Below are 16,158 nucleotides of genomic sequence, written 5' to 3' on the forward strand. Positions count from 1 at the left end.
AAAGAACCATCCTTTTTGATGAAACATATTTCGAAGCAACGCTTACAGAAATGGCTTCATCGGCTCGGCTCCGTGCTCGGCATAGCAGGCGTCGGGTTCGTCGTGTTCAAGCTCTACAGCTATTCCGATACGCTGCGTACGATCGATCTTACGACCAGCGACTACGTCGCACTCGTCTGCCTTGCCGCCCTTTACGGTGCGATCTGCACGTTCCAGGCGACCGCCTGGCGTGAGCTTCTCGCGATGCTCGGCGTCAACGTCACCCCGAAATGGGCGGTCGCCACCTTCGCGACGACGCAAATCGGCAAATACGTCCCAGGCAACATCTTCCAGTACGCCGGCCGACAGGCGGTCGGCGCGGCGGCGGGCCTTCCGAACGTGCCGCTCGCAAAGTCGACGCTCTTCGAACTGATGATGATCTGCGCGATCAGCCCGCTCTTCGCCGTGCTCATCGTGCCACTCTTCTTTCCAGACGTTCCGAGCTGGATCGCCCTTGTCGGCTTCGTGTTCGTGGCCGCCCTTGCGATCGCAATCGCCCGGTTGATCGGCGGGCTGCATCTCGCAAGGGGCGCCGTCGCCTATCTGCTCTTCATGATCCTCAACGGAGCGGTGTTCATGACGACGCTCGGCCTGATCGATCCCAAAGCCCTGTCGCTCGCCGGTGTGCCGGTCGTGATCGGTGCCTACGTCGTTTCCTGGCTCGTCGGCCTCGTGACGCCCGGCGCGCCGGCCGGCCTCGGCGTGCGGGAGACGGTGCTCGTCTACCTCTTCACCGACTCGATCGTCTCGTCCGTCATCCTGCTCGCTGTCCTCGTCGGGCGCATCGTCACGGTTTCCGGCGATCTGATGTTCTACGGCGCGGGGCGCGCCATGGCATCGCGGGTGCCGCACGGCGCACAAGCCGAACAGGGAAGCGCATGAACATCGTCACGCCGCACGTACGCACGAGCCAGGAGAAGCCCGTGAACACGATCAGCCTGATCATTCCGGTAAAGGACGAGCAGGATACGCTCGGCACGCTCGTCAGCGGTATCGTCGAGAGCGTCGGTGCGCTCGAAGGCAACGATCTTCGCGAGATCGTCTTCATCGACGACGGCAGCCGGGACCGAAGCTGGAAGGTCATGGGCGAACTGACCGAGACGTATCCGGGGATCGTGCGCGCGCTGCGGCTTCGCCGCAATTTCGGCAAGGCGATCGCGCTCGAGGCCGGGTTTCGTCTCGCGAGCGGGGACGTCATCATCACCATGGATGCGGACCTTCAGGACGATCCGAAGGAGATCCCGCGTTTTCTCGAAGAACTGCGGTCCGGCTTCGACATGGTGTCGGGCTGGAAACGCCGGCGTCACGATCCACTGTCGAAGACCCTGCCGTCGCGGCTCTTCAACAAGGCGACCGCGAAGGTGAGCGGCCTCGCGCTTCATGATTTCAACTGCGGGTTCAAGGCCTATCGCCGGGAGGTCATCGACAGCCTGCGGCTTTACGGCGAACTGCACCGCTACATTCCCGTGCTCGCGCATGATGCCGGATTCACCGTCGGCGAGATCGAGGTCGAGCATCACGCGCGCCAACACGGCGTGTCGAAATACGGGATCGAGCGATACGTGCGCGGCTTTCTCGACCTGCTCGCGATCCTCGTGACGACCCGTTATCTGCTCCGTCCAGGGCACATGTTCGGAGGCGTCGGGGTCGGGACCGGGCTGCTCGGTTTCCTGATCCTCTTCTATCTGAGCTGCCTCTGGCTTTTCGGATACGGCCCCATCGGCACACGGCCGCTCTTCTTCCTCGGCTTCCTGCTGATGGTGGTTTCAGTGCAGATGATCGCCACCGGCGTCGTCGCCGAACTGCTGATCCGCGTCCAGGCACCGCGGGTTTCGGCCGACCTCATCGTGGCCGATATTTCCGCCGAGGCAGCGGGGGAGCCCGTGCCCGGTGAATAGCGGATCCGGCAACGGTTGCACGACACGACGCGAACGTCACGGCGACGAAGAAACACAAGCTCTTCCTCAGCGCTAAGCAGCCTGCACGCACTTCCATCCATGTCCAAGAACGACGGCAGCCAGACCGCGACCGATCGAGGCAAAGCCATGACGACACCGACGAGCCAATCCACCGTCTCGACCGGCCATCGCGCCGTGAACGGCGTCCTGCGTTTCCTGGAGAGCCGCACCTTCGTGGTCTTCTTCATCCTGCTGACGATCGTCGTTGTCTTCCTGACCTATCGCTACTACGGCTTCAGCTACGACGAGACCTATGCGCAGGAACGCGGAATGCGTCTGTGGCGCTACTATTTCCATGGACATACGCTTTCGTTCATGAAAACCAACTTTTACGGGATGTTCCCCGACTTCGTTGCGGTAGCGCTTCAGCATCTGATACCCGCCATGAGCTACTGGAGCCGCCATCTCGTCTCGGCGCTCTTCGGGGTCGTCGGCATCGTCTATGTGTACAAGATCGGTTCCGCATTCTTTGGACGGCTCACCGGCAGCCTCGCCATGGTGTTCCTGACCGTCAATCCGATGTGGAACGGCTACATGTTCATCAACATGAAGGACATTCCCTTCGCCACGTTCATGGTCGCTGGCTTCTATTACTGCATGCGCGCCGCACTCGGGCGATACACATCCAGATCGATCTGGGTCGGTGTCGCCGTTTCCGTCGGCTTGCTTGCCACGGCCAAGGTCATCGGCGTCGTGATCCTGGGCTCGTTCTGCTTCGTGGCGCTCGGCGCCTACCTGATCTTCGATCCCGAGACGCGCCTCGACAAGGCGCTCGCCGTTCGGATCGCCAAGATCATCGGCGCTGTGGTCATTGGCTGTATCGTCATGCTCGCCCTGTTCTGGCCGCAGATCTATCTCTACACGCCGAAACAACTGATGACGGCGATCCTCGCGTTCACCGATTTCGACTACAATGGACGCGTGATCCTGAACGGCATCACCTATCACGCGCAGACAGGTCCGCGCATCTACATGCTGACCTATCTGACCATCTGCATGCCGATCTTCCTGCTGATCGCCGTCATCGCCGGCGGCGTGCTGACGCCGATCCGCCGCCATCCGATGGCCGTCGCATGCGTCGGTATCATTGTCCTCTATATCGTCTACCAGGCCGTCACGCATGCGACGGTCTACGGCGGCTATCGCCACTTCACCTTCCTGATCCCGCTCGCCATGCTCGTGGCGGCGTGGGCGGCGGCGAAGATGCTCGGCGACCGGCGACCGGAGGTCGTGCGTGTCGCAGGCGTCGCGGTCCTTCTACTCGGTACCGCCTGGACGCTCGTTGGCACCTATCGCGTCTTTCCCTACCAGTACTCGTTCTACAACGTCCTGGTCGGCGGGCTGAAAGGGGCCGAAAACAGCTACGAGGTCGACGTCTGGCGCACCGCGCCGACCTATTACCTGAACCGCCTCGCGACCACCGCGCGGCTGACAGGTGAAAGGCCCAAGGTTCACGATTGCTCGACCCGCCTACGAAAGAAGATTTATCCGGAAATCGACTTCGTCGACCGCGACGACGCGCAATACCTGATCACCAATCGTCGAAGCTGCACGAAGTACCCGGACGTCCCGACGATCTCGACGCTCAGCCGCGAAGGCGTTGTCCTGTCCGAACTCCACGAGCGGCAGCCGGCGAGCGAGTGATCGCGCAGACGGCGGAATGGCATCAAGCTGCTACCAGGGCACATATCGCCGATCGGGTTTTCCACGTTTGTGGACCGTAAGACCGCGAAGGTGTGCGGTGCCTTCGTCGTCGACCGCTCGGTTTCCGGTCGCTCGCATCACCGAACATTCCGACGGGGATCGTCAACGATGCAAAAGCGCTTCGCGACCTGATTGAATCGGTCCGGCGCTCTATCTCTCCGCATAGCGCATGGTTGCGACGCCGGACTGGATCAGTCGGGCAGGAAACGCTCTGGAACGAGTGGCAGCTGCGTTCGTAGTGGTCGGAGAGTAATATGAGCGAGAGTAAAGAGGGGGCCGAGGAAGATCGGGGGCGGCTCAGCGAGAAGGACGAAGAGGACGTCCAGAAGAACAGGAGCCTGAGCCCCGTCTCGGTCTATGCTGTCGTTCACGAGGAGGGACGGGAGGAACTTGATCGGCCGCTCCTGTCGCTATGGTGGTCGGGCGTTGCCGCCGGCATCGGGATATCCGCATCGGTACTGGCGGAGGGAACGCTGCATGCGGTGCTCGGGGATGGAGCGGCCGCGGTCGCCGTCGCCGATCTCGGCTACACGATCGGCTTCGTTCTCGTGATCCTCGGTCGGCTTCAGCTCTTCACCGAGAACACGATCACCGCGATCCTGCCGCTCCTCTCGCGCCCCTCCGCGCGCATGGTGTGGTGCACGGCGCGGCTTTGGGGCATCGTGCTCGTCGCAAATCTCGTCGGCACGTTTTGCTCCGCCGCGCTTTCGACCTGGGTCGGCGTCGTGCCGCCCGAACATATCGCCGGGATGCTGGCGATCTCACGCGATTTCGCCGCGCTCGAACCCTACCAGGCCTTCGCGCGGGGAATTCCGGCCGGCTTCTTCGTCGCCGCGATCGTATGGATGCTGCCTTCCGCGCGGGCGGCCTCGATCTTCGTCATCATCATGTTCACCTACCTGATCGCCATCGGCGGCTTCACCCACGTGATCGCAGGCTCGACGGAACTCTTCCTGCTGGCCCTTTCGGGCGACGCGACTATCGGCCATTCGGCGGCGCTCATTGGGGCCACCCTCGTCGGCAACATCGCCGGCGGAACCGGCCTCTTCGCGCTCCTCGCCTACGGCCAGGTCGTCAACGAACTGCCTTCCTGACGTTGGCGGATGGGTTTCGCTCGATCGAAAGAAGGACGCCCCGATCGTATGCACCCATTACGAGACGTTGCCTTACCGCATGAACAAGAACGTCGTCGGCTCCGAGATAAGCCCGACATCGAGCTTGAACATGGACGAGGTCGGGTTTGCGAAATGAACCATTCGGCGCTCTCTCGAGGGATCATCGCCTCGTGTCACGACGGAAGGATTCAACCCGTTCGCGGCGCGAGCGGACGAACGGAGACGCGGCCGGACCGATCGTTTGAGTGCGTCCGGTTCGTTCCGATGCACCGGTGCGTGAACACTTCGAAGCCGATCGGGCATGCGGACGGTCGCCCGGTCGGCGTTCCGGCGCGGGATCACATGCGGGCCAGGTAGGCGCGGATACGGGCGGCGATTTCGTCGTTTGCGGGGTTGTAGACGACCATGCCGAGTTCCGGTCGTCCATCGACGGCGAAGGAGGAAAACTCGAGATCGAGCAGGCCGAGATCGGGATGATGCAGGCGCTTCGATCCCTCGCCGTGGGCGACGACGTCGTTCCGGCCCCATAGCTCGGCGAATTCGGGGCTTTGCCGCGATAGCTCCTCGACAAGGCCGGCGATCTCCGCGGAGGCGCCGGCGCGAGCCGCATCGGCCCGGAAGGCGCCGACGACGAACTCCGCTACCGACCACCAGTCGTCCTGCCGCTCGCGCACGCCCGTATCGGCGAAGATCAGCCTCAGGATGTTGCGTTCTCCGCGCGCAAGCTTCGAATAATCGGTCAGAAGTGCCGCGGCCGCACGGTTCCAGGCGACGACGTCCCACGTTGCGGTCTTGACGATCGCGGCACTGACCTCAAGGGCGTCGAGCACGCGCTGCAGGCGTGGGGAAACGTCGTCGACCGGTGCGTAGTGCGCCTCGGGCGGACGACCGAGCCCGAGCATGAAGAGGTGCTCGCGTTCCGGCCGGGTCAGCATCAGGCCGGTCGCGATCCGGTCGAGGACGTCGGCAGAGGGTGCGCCGCCGCGTCCCTGTTCCAGCCATGTGTACCATGTCGGGCTGATGTTGGCGCGCTGGGCGACCTCTTCGCGCCTCAGCCCGGGCGTGCGTCTGCGCCCGACCGGGAAGCCGAATGCCGCCGGGTCAAGGCGCGTACGCCGGTCGCGCAAATACGTGCCGAGCGGATTGTCGGGTCGGTTTCGCGTGTCCATCCTGTTGGCGATTATACCCTGATACGATCACGACTTTTCCATGAGAAAGAATAGAGCGATGCTGGCGCCGAAACAATTCAGGGAGATCGTTCCATGCGTGTTTTTCTTACCGGCGCGACCGGTTTCATCGGCTCGCGCATCGTACCCGAACTAATCGAGGCCGGCCATCAAGTGCTCGGTGCGACCCGCTCCGAGGCAGGCGCGGCCGAACTCGAAAAGGCAGGCGCGCAAGCCCATCGCGCCACGCTCGAGGATCCGAAGACGATGGCCGACGGCGCGGCGAAGGCGGACGCGGTCATCCACACGGCGTTCGACCACGACTTTTCGCGCTTCGTCGAGAACTGCGAGAAGGATCGTCGCGTCATCGAAGCGATGGGTGATGCACTCGCGGGCTCCGGCCGGCCGCTGATCATCACCTCCGGGGTCGGGCTCGGAAGCGTCGAAGGTGGCGGGCTCGCCCGCGAGGACGTGATCGACCGCAAGCATGCCAATCCGCGTCGCGCCTCGGAGCTTGCCGGCGAAGCCGTAGCAGCACGCGGTGTCTCGGTTGCCGCCATGCGCCTTCCGCAGGTGCACGACACGCAGAGACAGGGGCTGGTCTCGCCGCTTATCGACCACGCTCGCCAGACCGGCGTCTCCGCCTATGTCGGCGAAGGCGACAACCGCATGGCCGCCGCCCATGTGAGCGACGTCGCGCGGCTCTATCGTCTGGCGCTCGACAACCACGAGGCCGGCGTGCGCTGGAACGGCGTCGCGGAGGAGGGCGTGCCGGTGCGCGACATCGCCGAGACGATCGGCAAGGGCCTCGGCGTTCCGGTGAAGTCGATTTCGCCCGAGGAAGCCGAAAGCCATTTCGGATGGCTCGCCATGTTCGCCGGCATGAACATGGCCGCCTCGAGCGCGATCACGCGCGAAAAGCTCGGATGGGAGCCGACGGGCCCAACGCTCCTCGAAGATCTGCGCAACATGGATTACGACGCCGCTGAAACGACCTGAAGGGGCACCGACCAGAGCATTTCCCAGCCGGACCGGTCCAGTCTGGCGTCGCGAACAATGCGCAAAATAGAGAGATAGAGCGCTGGACCTGATCCAATCAGGTCCAGCGCTCTAGATAATGCCGCCGCCGGTACCGCTCGTTTCGGGCCGCTCCCGGCCGACCTTGGCTCGGTAGCCAGCGGCGCGATAGGTCGCGACCGGTGCAATGGCACCGCCGACATCGAGACGCGCCTTGGCGAGGATCGGTTCGACGTCCGTGCGAAACGCCGTCTTGAGCGTTTCGGACGCCATCAAAGCGTCGTTGTCTTCCTGATAGCCCGAAAGGGCCGTCCGATCGACGATCAGCGCTTGCGCATAGGCGCGCTGCACCTCCATCGCGCTCGTCATCAGGCTTTCGATCGGATCGGTGACGTTGTGCGACTGGTCGAGCATGTGGGCGGGGTCGAAATTCGCCGCACCGCGCTCGCCGGCGTCGACCAGCTCGTTGAAGACGAGGAAGAGCCGGTACGGATCGATCGCACCGGTGTCGAGGTCGTCGTCGCCATATTTCGAATCGTTGAAGTGGAAGCCTCCGAGCTTGCCGAACTGGACGAGCCGGGCGACGATCATCTCGATGTTGACGGTCGGCGCATGGTGGCCGAGATCGACGAGGCAGAAGGCCTTGGGTCCCAGTTCCTGCGCGATCAGGTAGTTCGTGCCCCAGTCCTGCACGACGGTCGAATAGAAGGCCGGCTCGAAGATCTTGTGCTCGGTAAAGACGCGCCAGTCCTCCGGCAGGGCGGCGTAGACGGCCTTCATCGATTCGAGATAGCGCTCGAAGGCGCGTGTCATGTGGCTCTGGCCGGGGAAGTTCGAGCCGTCGCCGACCCACACCGTCAGCGCCTTCGAACCGAGCGCCTGGCCGATCTCGATGCATTCGAGGTTGTGATCGATCGCCTGCCGGCGCGTCGCCGGGTCCGTATGAGAGAGCGAGCCGAACTTGTAGGAGCGTTCCTGGCCCGGATGATCCTGGAACGTGTTGGAGTTCATTGCGTCGAAGCCGAGACCGTGTGCGGCGGCGCGTTCCGTCAGTTCGGAAAGATCGGCCACCTTGTCCCACGGAATGTGCAGGGAAACGCGCGGCGTGGCTCGGGCGAGGCGATGGATGACGGCGCAATCGTCCAGCTTGTCGAAGATGTTGCGTGGTTCGCCGGATCCCGGGAACCGGGCGAAGCGCGTGCCGCCGGTGCCGACACCCCAGGACGGCACGGCGACGCCATAGGCCGCGACCTTCGCCCGGACGGCTTCGATGTCGACGCCGCGCCGGTCGAGATGCGCGCCGAGCGCTTCGTAGTCGGCTTCGAGCGCCTTTGCGCGCTTCTCGTTTTCCGCCTCGACGACGGCCGGATCGATCGGTTCGGCCATGGTTTCCCTCCCGAATGCGTTACGGTTCAGCGCGTGAAAGCCTGCGCGTTGCCGGCGTCGACGTTGACGATATTGCCCGTCGATTTCGCCGCCATGTCCGAGGCGAGGAAGTAGACGGCCTCCGCCACATCCTCGGGAAAGACGCTGCGCTTGAGCATGGAGCGCTGGCGATAATGCTCCTCGAGTTCGTCCGGGGCCATGTTGTAGGCCGCAGCGCGCTGCTCGCGCCATTCGCCGGTCCATATCTTCGAACCGCGCAGAACCGCATCGGGATTGACCGTGTTGACGCGAATGCCGTCGCCCGCACCCTCCAGCGCGAGACAGCGGGCAAGATGGATTTCGGCGGCCTTCGCCGTGCAGTAGGCAGACGCGTTCGGGGAAGCGGCAAGTCCGTTCTTCGACGCGATGAAGACGATCGCACCGCCAAGCCCCTGCACCTTCATCGTGCGGAAGGCCTGCCGAGCAACAAGGAAGTAGCCGGTCGCCAGGATTTCCAGGTTGCGGTTCCAGAGCGAAAGCTCCGTATCCTCGATCGGCGAGGCCGACGAGATGCCGGCGTTCGAGACGAGAATGTCGATCCCGCCATATTCGACGGCCGTCTCTGCAAAGGCGTAGAGCACGCCGGCCTCGGCGGTGACGTCGAGCCGTGTCGCCCGTATGACGTCGGCGCTCCAGCCGTCTTCGAGTTCCGCGCGCGCCCTGCCGAGTGCTTCCTCGTCGATATCGGCGAGCACGACGCACGCCCCTTCGCCGAGCAGCCGCCGGGCCGTCGCCTTGCCGATGCCGCCGCCGCCGCCGGTGACGAAGGCGACCTTGCCGGCGAGCGGCTTCGGCTTCGGCATACGCTGAAGCTTCGCCTCTTCGAGTAGCCAGTATTCGATGTCGAAGGCTTCCTGCTCGGGCAGTCCGCGATAGGTCGAAACGGAAGACGCCCCGCGCATGACGTTGATGGCGTTGACGTAGAATTCGGCCGAGATGCGCGCCGTCGCCTTGTCGCGGGCGAAGGTGATCATGCCGACGCCCGGCACGAGGTAGACGACGGCGTTCGGGTCGCGCATCGCCGGGCTGTCGGGCCGCTTGCAGCGTTCGTAATAGGCCGCGTAGTCGGCACGGTAGGCCTCGATCGCGGCCGGCAGGCCTTCGACCGTCTTTTCGACGTCGGGATCGGCCGGATCGAAATCGACCACCAGCGGGCGGATCTTGGTGCGCAGGAAATGATCCGGACAACTCGTGCCGAGCGGTGCCAGATCATCGAGTGCGTTCGAACCGACGAATTCGAGCACGGCGTCGCTGTCGTCGAAATGACCGATCTTGGCCTGGTCGGCACCGATCAAACCGCGGATCACCGGCATCAGGCGGGCGGCGGTCGCCCGGCGCTCCTCTCCGCCGAGCGGTGCGACGCGCTCCCCGCCGAAGGCTTCGCCGCCGGCCTTTTCGGCGAACCACGCGATCGCCCGGTTGATGATCTCGATCGTCGTCTCGTAGCACGTCTCGGCCGTATCGCCCCATGTGAAGAGGCCGTGGCTTTCGAGGACCACGCCGCGCGCGTCGGGATTTTCCCGGCAGAATGTCTCGAGCCATAGGCCGAGTTCGTAGCCGGGGCGCTTCCAGGGTAGCCAGCCGATCTCACCTTTGAAGATCTCTTCGGTCAGCCGCTCGGAATCGGCCGAAGCGGCGATCGCGATTACAGCGTCAGGATGCATGTGGTCGACATGCGGCTTGGGGACGTAGGCATGAAGCGGCGTGTCGATCGAGGCCGCGCGCGGGTTGAGGTCGAAGGTACAGTGCGGCAGGTAGCCGACCATCTCGTCCTCGTGTTCGGGGCCGCGATAGAGCCCCTTCAGCGCGTTCAGCTTGTCCATGTAAAGCGTGGCGAAGCCGTCCATGGTGATCGTTCCGACGTCGCCGCCGGAGCCCTTCACCCACAGCACATCAACGCTTTCGCCGGTCAGCGGATCGGTCTCCGCGATCTTTGCCGAGGTGTTGCCGCCGCCGTAATTGGTGATGCGCTTGTCCGAGCCGAGGAGGTTGGAGCGGTAGAGCAGCTTTTCCGCCTCGCTCATGCCCGCGGCACGCTCCACGTCCCACAAATTGGCGAGCCGCGACTCGTCGTGCTGGTCGAGCATGGGTGAACTCCTCCCGGTCTGGCTGCCGCCGTGGCGCAAACGCGGTCCACGGTCGTCATCGTCCATCGCATCTTCGATCCAGGCGCCAGACCTGTCAATCAAAAACGATCACAACCACGCATACTGCGGTGCACCAACCATGGTAATGATCGAAATTGATTGACAATGCATGCTCGCGGTGGAACGGTACGGCCCATCAGGGAGGCGCTGCGGTGCACGAGAAGGAACGCCATCGCATCATTCTGTCGGCCGTTCAGGACCGGCCGGTCGCGACCGTGACGGAACTCGTTGACCTTACCGACAGCTCCGAGGCCACCATTCGTCGCGACATCGCCGCCCTTCACGTGCAGAAGCGGTTGCGGCGCGTTCGCGGCGGCGCCGAAGCGCTGAACCCACCCCAGTTTCCGGGGCTTGCCGGCCGGCCGTTCCGCGTCAACGAAACGATCAACATCGCCCGCAAGCGTGCGATCGCGAAGGAAGCCGTCGCGCTCTGCGAGGACGGCGAATCGATCATCGTCAATGGCGGAACGACGACGTTCCAGATGGTGCACTGGCTGGCCTCGCGCCGCCTGCAGGTCTTCACGAATTCCTTTCCGATCGCCGAGCACCTGCTCAAGCATTCGAAGAACTCGGTGATGCTGCCCGGCGGCACGATCTACCGCGAGCAGAACATCGTGCTCAGCCCCTTCGACAACGACGTTACGCGCAATTTCTACGCACGGCGCATGTTCATGGGCGCGCAAGGGCTCGGGCCGCTCGGCCTGATGGAAGCCGATCCATTGCTCGTGCAGGCCGAGCAGAAGCTCGTCGATCAGGCCGACGATCTCGTCGTGCTGATCGATTCGTCGAAGTTCGATCAGCGCTCGAGCCTCATTCTCTGCGGCCTCGACCGAATATCGACGGTGATTACCGACGACGCACTCGAGGATCGCCACGCCGCGATGCTCGACAGCGCCGGCGTCGCGCTGATCGTCGCCGAACCGGGCGAGGAGGCGAAAACCCGAACCCGCTCCTCGGCCTGACGCCGGGGCGCCGTCTTTCAATCCAGGGAGGAGACCAGACATGAAGGCATTCAGGAAAATCGTGATGGCGGCGGCCGTATCCGCCATGGCCATCGGTGCCGCGCACGCCGCGGACAAGACCAAGATCGCGCTCGTCGTGAAGAGCCTCGGCAACGGCTTCTTCGAGGCCGCGCACGAGGGCGCCGATGAAGCCGCCAAGAAGCTCGGCGACGTTCAGGTCATCTATACCGGGCCGACCGACACCACGGCCGAGGGCCAGATCCAGGTGCTGAACACGCTGATCGCCCAGCACGTCGACGCCATCGCGATATCGGCCAACGACAAGGATGCGGTGGTGCCGACGCTTAAAAAGGCGATGCAGCGCGGCATCGACGTCATCTCCTGGGACTCGGCCGTCGCGCCGGCCGGCCGCGAGATGCACCTCAACCCGTCCTCGAACGAACTGATCGGCCAGACGCTCGTCAAGCTTGCCCAGCAGGCGCTGCCGGACGGCAAGGGCAAGATCGCCATCCTTTCGGCATCGGCCACCGCGACCAACCAGAACACGTGGATCGCGGCGATGAAGGACCAGCTCAAGGACCATCCCGACATCGACCTCGTCACCACGGTCTATGGCGACGATCTTTCCGACAAGTCCTACCGCGAGGCGGAAGGCCTGATGAAGAGCTATCCGGACCTGAAGGCGATCGTCGCGCCGACGTCGGTCGGCATCGTCGCGGCCGCCCAAGCCGTCGAGGATGCGGGCAAGACCGGCCAGATCAACGTCACCGGCCTCGGCTTGCCCTCCGAGATGGCCGGGCACGTGAAGACCGGGGCGTCGAAGTCCTTCGCGCTGTGGAACCCGATCGATCTCGGCTACGCCGCGACGATGATCGCCTACCAGCTCGCGACCGACAAGGCCGAGGCGAAGGATGGGGCGACGATCGATATCGGCCGGCTCGGCTCCGTAAAGCTTGACAGCGACAACGAAGGCGTGATGGGCGAGCCCTTCGTCTTCAACGCCGACAACATCGACAAATACGCCAAGATGTACTGATCCGGTTCACCGCCCGGCGGCCTTTGGGTCTGCCGGGCAGGCATGTTCCCGCTCATTCGACAGGCGGCATTTTCCCGTGCTTCACGACAGCTCCATCGCCGCATCGGTACCCGCGATCGCGCTTTCCGGCGTCTCGAAATCCTTTCCGGGCGTCAAGGCGCTGAACGCGGTGGCGCTGACGCTTCACGCCGGCGAGGTGACGGCGCTCGTCGGCGAGAACGGGGCCGGCAAGTCGACCCTCGTCAAGATCCTGACCGGCATCCATCAGCCGGATGCCGGCGAGATCACGGTGCGCGGCGAGCCGATGCGCTTCGCGACGCCGCAGGCCGCGGCCGAAGCCGGCGTTACTGCCATTCACCAGGAAACGGTCCTCTTCGACGAGCTTTCGGTCGCGGAGAACGTCTTCCTCGGTCACGCGCCGAGGACGCGCTTCGGCTTCGTCGACTGGGCGACGATGGAACGCCGCGCGCGCGATCTCCTGAAGGGCATCGGTGCCTCGATCGATCCGCGCCTGCCGCTGAAGGATCTCGGCATCGCCAACCAGCACCTTGTCGCCGTCGCTCGCGCCCTTTCGACCGACGCGCAGGTCGTCATCATGGACGAGCCGACCGCCGCCCTTTCGCAAAAGGAGATCGAGGAACTCTACACCCTCGTCGAGACGCTGAAGGAAAACGGCAAGGCGATCCTCTTCATCAGCCACAAGTTCGACGAGATCTTCCGCATCGCCGACCGCTACACCGTCTTCCGCGACGGGGAGATGGTTGCCGAAGGGCGGATCGCCGAAACCGATTCCAATGCGCTCGTGCGGCTGATGGTAGGGCGCGCCGTCGACACGATCTTTCCCGAGCGCGAGACGAAGGCCGGCGAGCCGGTCCTGACGGTCTCCGGCTACAGCCACCCGACCGAGTTCGCCGATATCGGCTTCGAGCTCAGGCGCGGCGAGATCCTGGGCTTCTACGGGCTCGTTGGGGCAGGGCGCAGCGAATTCATGCAGGCGCTCTTCGGCATCACCAAACCGTCGAAAGGCGCGATCCGCATCGACAGCGAGGTCGCCGTCATCCGCTCGCCCGCCGAGGCGATCGAAAAGGGCATCGTCTACGTTCCGGAAGAGCGCGGCCGGCAGGGTGCCGTCGGCCCGCTGCCGATCTTCCAGAACATCACGCTGCCCTCGCTGACGCGCACCTCGCGCAGGGGCTTCCTGCGGCTCGCCGAGGAATTCGCGCTCGCGCGGCAGTACGGCGAACGGCTCGATCTGAGGGCGGCCAGCCTCGACCAGCCGGTCGGCAACCTTTCGGGCGGCAACCAGCAGAAGGTCGTCATCGCCAAATGGCTGGCGACGCAGCCGAAGATCATCATTCTGGACGAGCCGACGAAGGGCGTCGACATCGGCTCGAAGGCGGCCGTCCACGCCTTCATGAGCGAACTCGTGGAACAGGGGCTGTCGATCATCATGGTCTCCTCGGAGATCCCGGAAATCATGGGCATGTCGGATCGCGTCATCGTCATGCGCGAAGGCCGGATCGCCGCGACCTACGAACGCGAGGCGATCACGGCGGAAAAGCTGGTGCGCGCGGCAGCGGCGATCGGGGAGGCGGCCTGATGAACGCGCTCCTCTTCCGTCCGCGGGACCTGCTGCTCGCCGGCGCCATCGTGCTTCTGGCAATTGCCATCTCGACGCGCTACGGCGCCTTCGTCTCGCTCTCGAACCTCCTCAACGTCTACAACGACACCGCCATCCTGATCATGCTCGCCTTCGCGCAAACGGCAGTGATCCTGACGCGCTGCATCGATCTCTCGGTCGCCGCCAACCTCGCCCTGACCGGCATGATCGTGGCGCAACTCAATACGATCGCGCCAGGTGTGCCGATCCTCGCGCTCATCGCGCTGGCGCTCCTGATCGGTGCCGTCCTCGGCGCGATCAACGGCTTTCTGGTCTGGAAGATCGCCATCCCGCCGATCGTCGTGACGCTCGGCACGCTGACCATCTATCGCGGCCTCATCTTCGTCATCGCCGGCGGGGAGTGGGTCAATGCGCACCAGATGAGCGACGCTTTCAAGGCATTCCCGCGCGAAACGCTGTTCGGCGTGCCGGTGCTTTCCTGGATCTCGCTTCTTCTGATCGTCGTCATGGGCCTCGTGCTGACGCGCACGGCGCTCGGCCGGTCCTTCTACGCCGTCGGCGGCAATCCGGCCGCTGCGGTCTATGCCGGGATCGATCCCGGTCGCGTCCGCTTCCTTGCGTACACGATCTCCGGCGCGATTTCGGGCCTGTGCGGCTATCTCTGGGTCTCGCGATACGCCGTCGCCTATGTCGACATCGCCAACGGCTTCGAGCTCGACGTCGTCGCGGCCTGCGTCATCGGCGGCGTGTCGATCGCCGGCGGCATCGGCACCACCGCCGGCGCCGTGCTCGGCGCGCTCTTTCTCGGCGTCATCAAGAACGCGTTGCCCGTCATCGACGTCTCGCCCTTCTGGCAGATGGCGATCTCGGGGGCGGCGATCATCCTTGCCGTCGCCTTCAACGCACGCGCAGAACGCACGAAGGGCCGCATCATCCTGAAGCGGGCGGAGACGACGGCATGAGCGAGACTGCGGCCAATCCCCGGCGCATTCCCGATCGCCTTTCCGGCCGGGGCATGGCGGCGCTGCAGAGCTGGGAGAGCCTGCTCGTCGTGGTGGCGATCGCCGTCTTCGTCGCGAACACGCTCGCCTCGCCCTATTTCCTCGATCCCTACAGCCTCTCCGACGCGACCTACAATTTCACCGAGCGCGCGATGATCGGCTTCGCCATGGCGCTGCTCATCATTTCGGGCGAGATCGACCTTTCCGTCGCGTCGATCATCGCGCTCGCCTCGACGGCGATGGGTGCGGCGGCTGCCGCCGGCTTCGGCATTCCCGTGCTGGTCGTCGTCGCGCTCGTCGTCGGCCTCGTCTGCGGCGCGTTCAACGGCTTCCTCGTCACCCGGCTCGGCCTGCCGTCGATCGTCGTGACGATCGGTACGCTCAGCCTCTTCCGCGGCATCGCCTTCATCGTTCTCGGGGATCAGGCCTATACGAGCTATCCGTCCGGCTTTTCGTGGTTCGGCATGGGCTACGTCTTCTGGGTCGTGACCTTCGAACTGGTGCTCTTCGTCGTCTTCGCCGTGATCTACGGCATCGTGCTGCACAAGACGAATTTCGGCCGCCAGGTCACTGTGATCGGCAACAACCCGACGGCCGCGCTCTTTTCCGGCATCCGCGTCGCGCGCGTGAAGTTCATTCTCTTCCTGCTGACGGGCGTCATGTCGGGCATCGCCGCGGTCTGCCTGACGGCGCGCCTCGGCTCGACGCGGCCTTCCATCGCGCTCGGCTGGGAGCTCGAGGTCGTCACCATGGTCGTGCTCGGCGGCGTCAACATTCTCGGCGGTTCGGGCACCATCCCCGGCGTCGTGCTCGGCGCGATGATCATGGGCATGGTCACCTTCGGCCTCGGCCTTCTCAACGTGCCGGGCACCGTCATGTCGATCTTCACCGGCATCCTGCTGATCGCCGTCATCGCGCTTCCGATCGTCTGGCGCCGGGTGCGCACGAGGATGCGCACATGAGGTTC

General features: G+C 64.4%; 13 protein-coding genes. 10 read left to right on the forward strand and 3 right to left on the reverse strand.

Annotated features, from left to right (window positions below; all coding sequences use genetic code 11):
• Positions 1 to 18: 18 nt before the first annotated feature.
• From FJU11_RS05805 to FJU11_RS05820, 4 genes are all read left to right on the forward strand, one after another.
• Complete coding sequence (locus FJU11_RS05805) at positions 19 to 921, forward strand: hypothetical protein (protein ID WP_141166091.1); 903 nt, start codon at positions 19 to 21, stop codon at positions 919 to 921.
• The gene (locus FJU11_RS05810) at positions 918 to 1,937 is read left to right on the forward strand and encodes a glycosyltransferase family 2 protein (RefSeq protein WP_141166092.1); all 1,020 of its coding nucleotides are present in this window, start codon (positions 918 to 920) and stop codon (positions 1,935 to 1,937) included. Before FJU11_RS05805 ends, FJU11_RS05810 begins: the two co-directional genes overlap by 4 nt.
• Before the next feature lie 147 nt (positions 1,938 to 2,084).
• Positions 2,085 to 3,641: an ArnT family glycosyltransferase gene (locus FJU11_RS05815; RefSeq protein ID WP_181408063.1), complete on the forward strand. Its 1,557-nt coding sequence runs from the start codon at positions 2,085 to 2,087 to the stop codon at positions 3,639 to 3,641.
• A 314-nt stretch (positions 3,642 to 3,955) separates the two neighbouring features.
• Positions 3,956 to 4,795, forward strand: coding sequence for a formate/nitrite transporter family protein (locus tag FJU11_RS05820; protein ID WP_141166094.1), 840 nt, complete (start codon positions 3,956 to 3,958; stop codon positions 4,793 to 4,795).
• A gap of 359 nt (positions 4,796 to 5,154) precedes the next feature.
• Here the strand turns inward: FJU11_RS05820 and FJU11_RS05825 are convergent, their stop codons facing one another.
• The gene (locus FJU11_RS05825; RefSeq protein ID WP_141166095.1) at positions 5,155 to 5,985 is read right to left on the reverse strand and encodes a helix-turn-helix transcriptional regulator; all 831 of its coding nucleotides are present in this window, start codon (positions 5,983 to 5,985) and stop codon (positions 5,155 to 5,157) included.
• A 93-nt stretch (positions 5,986 to 6,078) separates the two neighbouring features.
• On the opposite strand from FJU11_RS05825, the gene FJU11_RS05830 reads away from it, so the two are divergent.
• Positions 6,079 to 6,981: an SDR family oxidoreductase gene (locus FJU11_RS05830; protein WP_141166096.1), complete on the forward strand. Its 903-nt coding sequence runs from the start codon at positions 6,079 to 6,081 to the stop codon at positions 6,979 to 6,981.
• A 111-nt stretch (positions 6,982 to 7,092) separates the two neighbouring features.
• On the opposite strand, the gene rhaI is transcribed toward FJU11_RS05830, so the two are convergent.
• Together rhaI and FJU11_RS05840 are read right to left on the reverse strand one after the other, a co-directional pair.
• Entirely contained in the window at positions 7,093 to 8,385 is a 1,293-nt protein-coding gene (rhaI, locus tag FJU11_RS05835; RefSeq protein WP_141166097.1) for an L-rhamnose catabolism isomerase, read from the reverse strand.
• A gap of 26 nt (positions 8,386 to 8,411) precedes the next feature.
• Positions 8,412 to 10,511 (reverse strand): bifunctional rhamnulose-1-phosphate aldolase/short-chain dehydrogenase, encoded by a 2,100-nt coding sequence (locus tag FJU11_RS05840; protein WP_141166098.1) that lies wholly within the window; start codon positions 10,509 to 10,511, stop codon positions 8,412 to 8,414.
• A 212-nt stretch (positions 10,512 to 10,723) separates the two neighbouring features.
• On the opposite strand from FJU11_RS05840, the gene FJU11_RS05845 reads away from it, so the two are divergent.
• The 5 genes from FJU11_RS05845 to FJU11_RS05865 all read left to right on the forward strand — a co-directional run bounded on the left by FJU11_RS05845 (position 10,724) and on the right by FJU11_RS05865 (position 16,153).
• Positions 10,724 to 11,533: a DeoR/GlpR family DNA-binding transcription regulator gene (locus tag FJU11_RS05845; RefSeq protein WP_141166099.1), complete on the forward strand. Its 810-nt coding sequence runs from the start codon at positions 10,724 to 10,726 to the stop codon at positions 11,531 to 11,533.
• A 40-nt stretch (positions 11,534 to 11,573) separates the two neighbouring features.
• Positions 11,574 to 12,569 (forward strand): rhamnose ABC transporter substrate-binding protein, encoded by a 996-nt coding sequence (gene rhaS, locus FJU11_RS05850; protein ID WP_141166100.1) that lies wholly within the window; start codon positions 11,574 to 11,576, stop codon positions 12,567 to 12,569.
• A 76-nt stretch (positions 12,570 to 12,645) separates the two neighbouring features.
• Entirely contained in the window at positions 12,646 to 14,169 is a 1,524-nt protein-coding gene (locus FJU11_RS05855; protein ID WP_141166101.1) for a sugar ABC transporter ATP-binding protein, read from the forward strand.
• A complete protein-coding gene (locus FJU11_RS05860; protein ID WP_141166102.1) occupies positions 14,169 to 15,152 on the forward strand; it encodes an ABC transporter permease in 984 nt (327 codons plus the stop codon). The genes FJU11_RS05855 and FJU11_RS05860 overlap by 1 nt, the downstream gene beginning before the upstream one ends.
• A complete protein-coding gene (locus FJU11_RS05865; RefSeq protein ID WP_141166103.1) occupies positions 15,149 to 16,153 on the forward strand; it encodes an ABC transporter permease in 1,005 nt (334 codons plus the stop codon). The genes FJU11_RS05860 and FJU11_RS05865 overlap by 4 nt, the downstream gene beginning before the upstream one ends.
• Positions 16,154 to 16,158: the final 5 nt, after the last annotated feature.

The organism is Pararhizobium mangrovi, assembly GCF_006516965.1.
In the GTDB taxonomy this organism is placed as follows: domain Bacteria; phylum Pseudomonadota; class Alphaproteobacteria; order Rhizobiales; family Rhizobiaceae; genus Pararhizobium_B; species Pararhizobium_B mangrovi.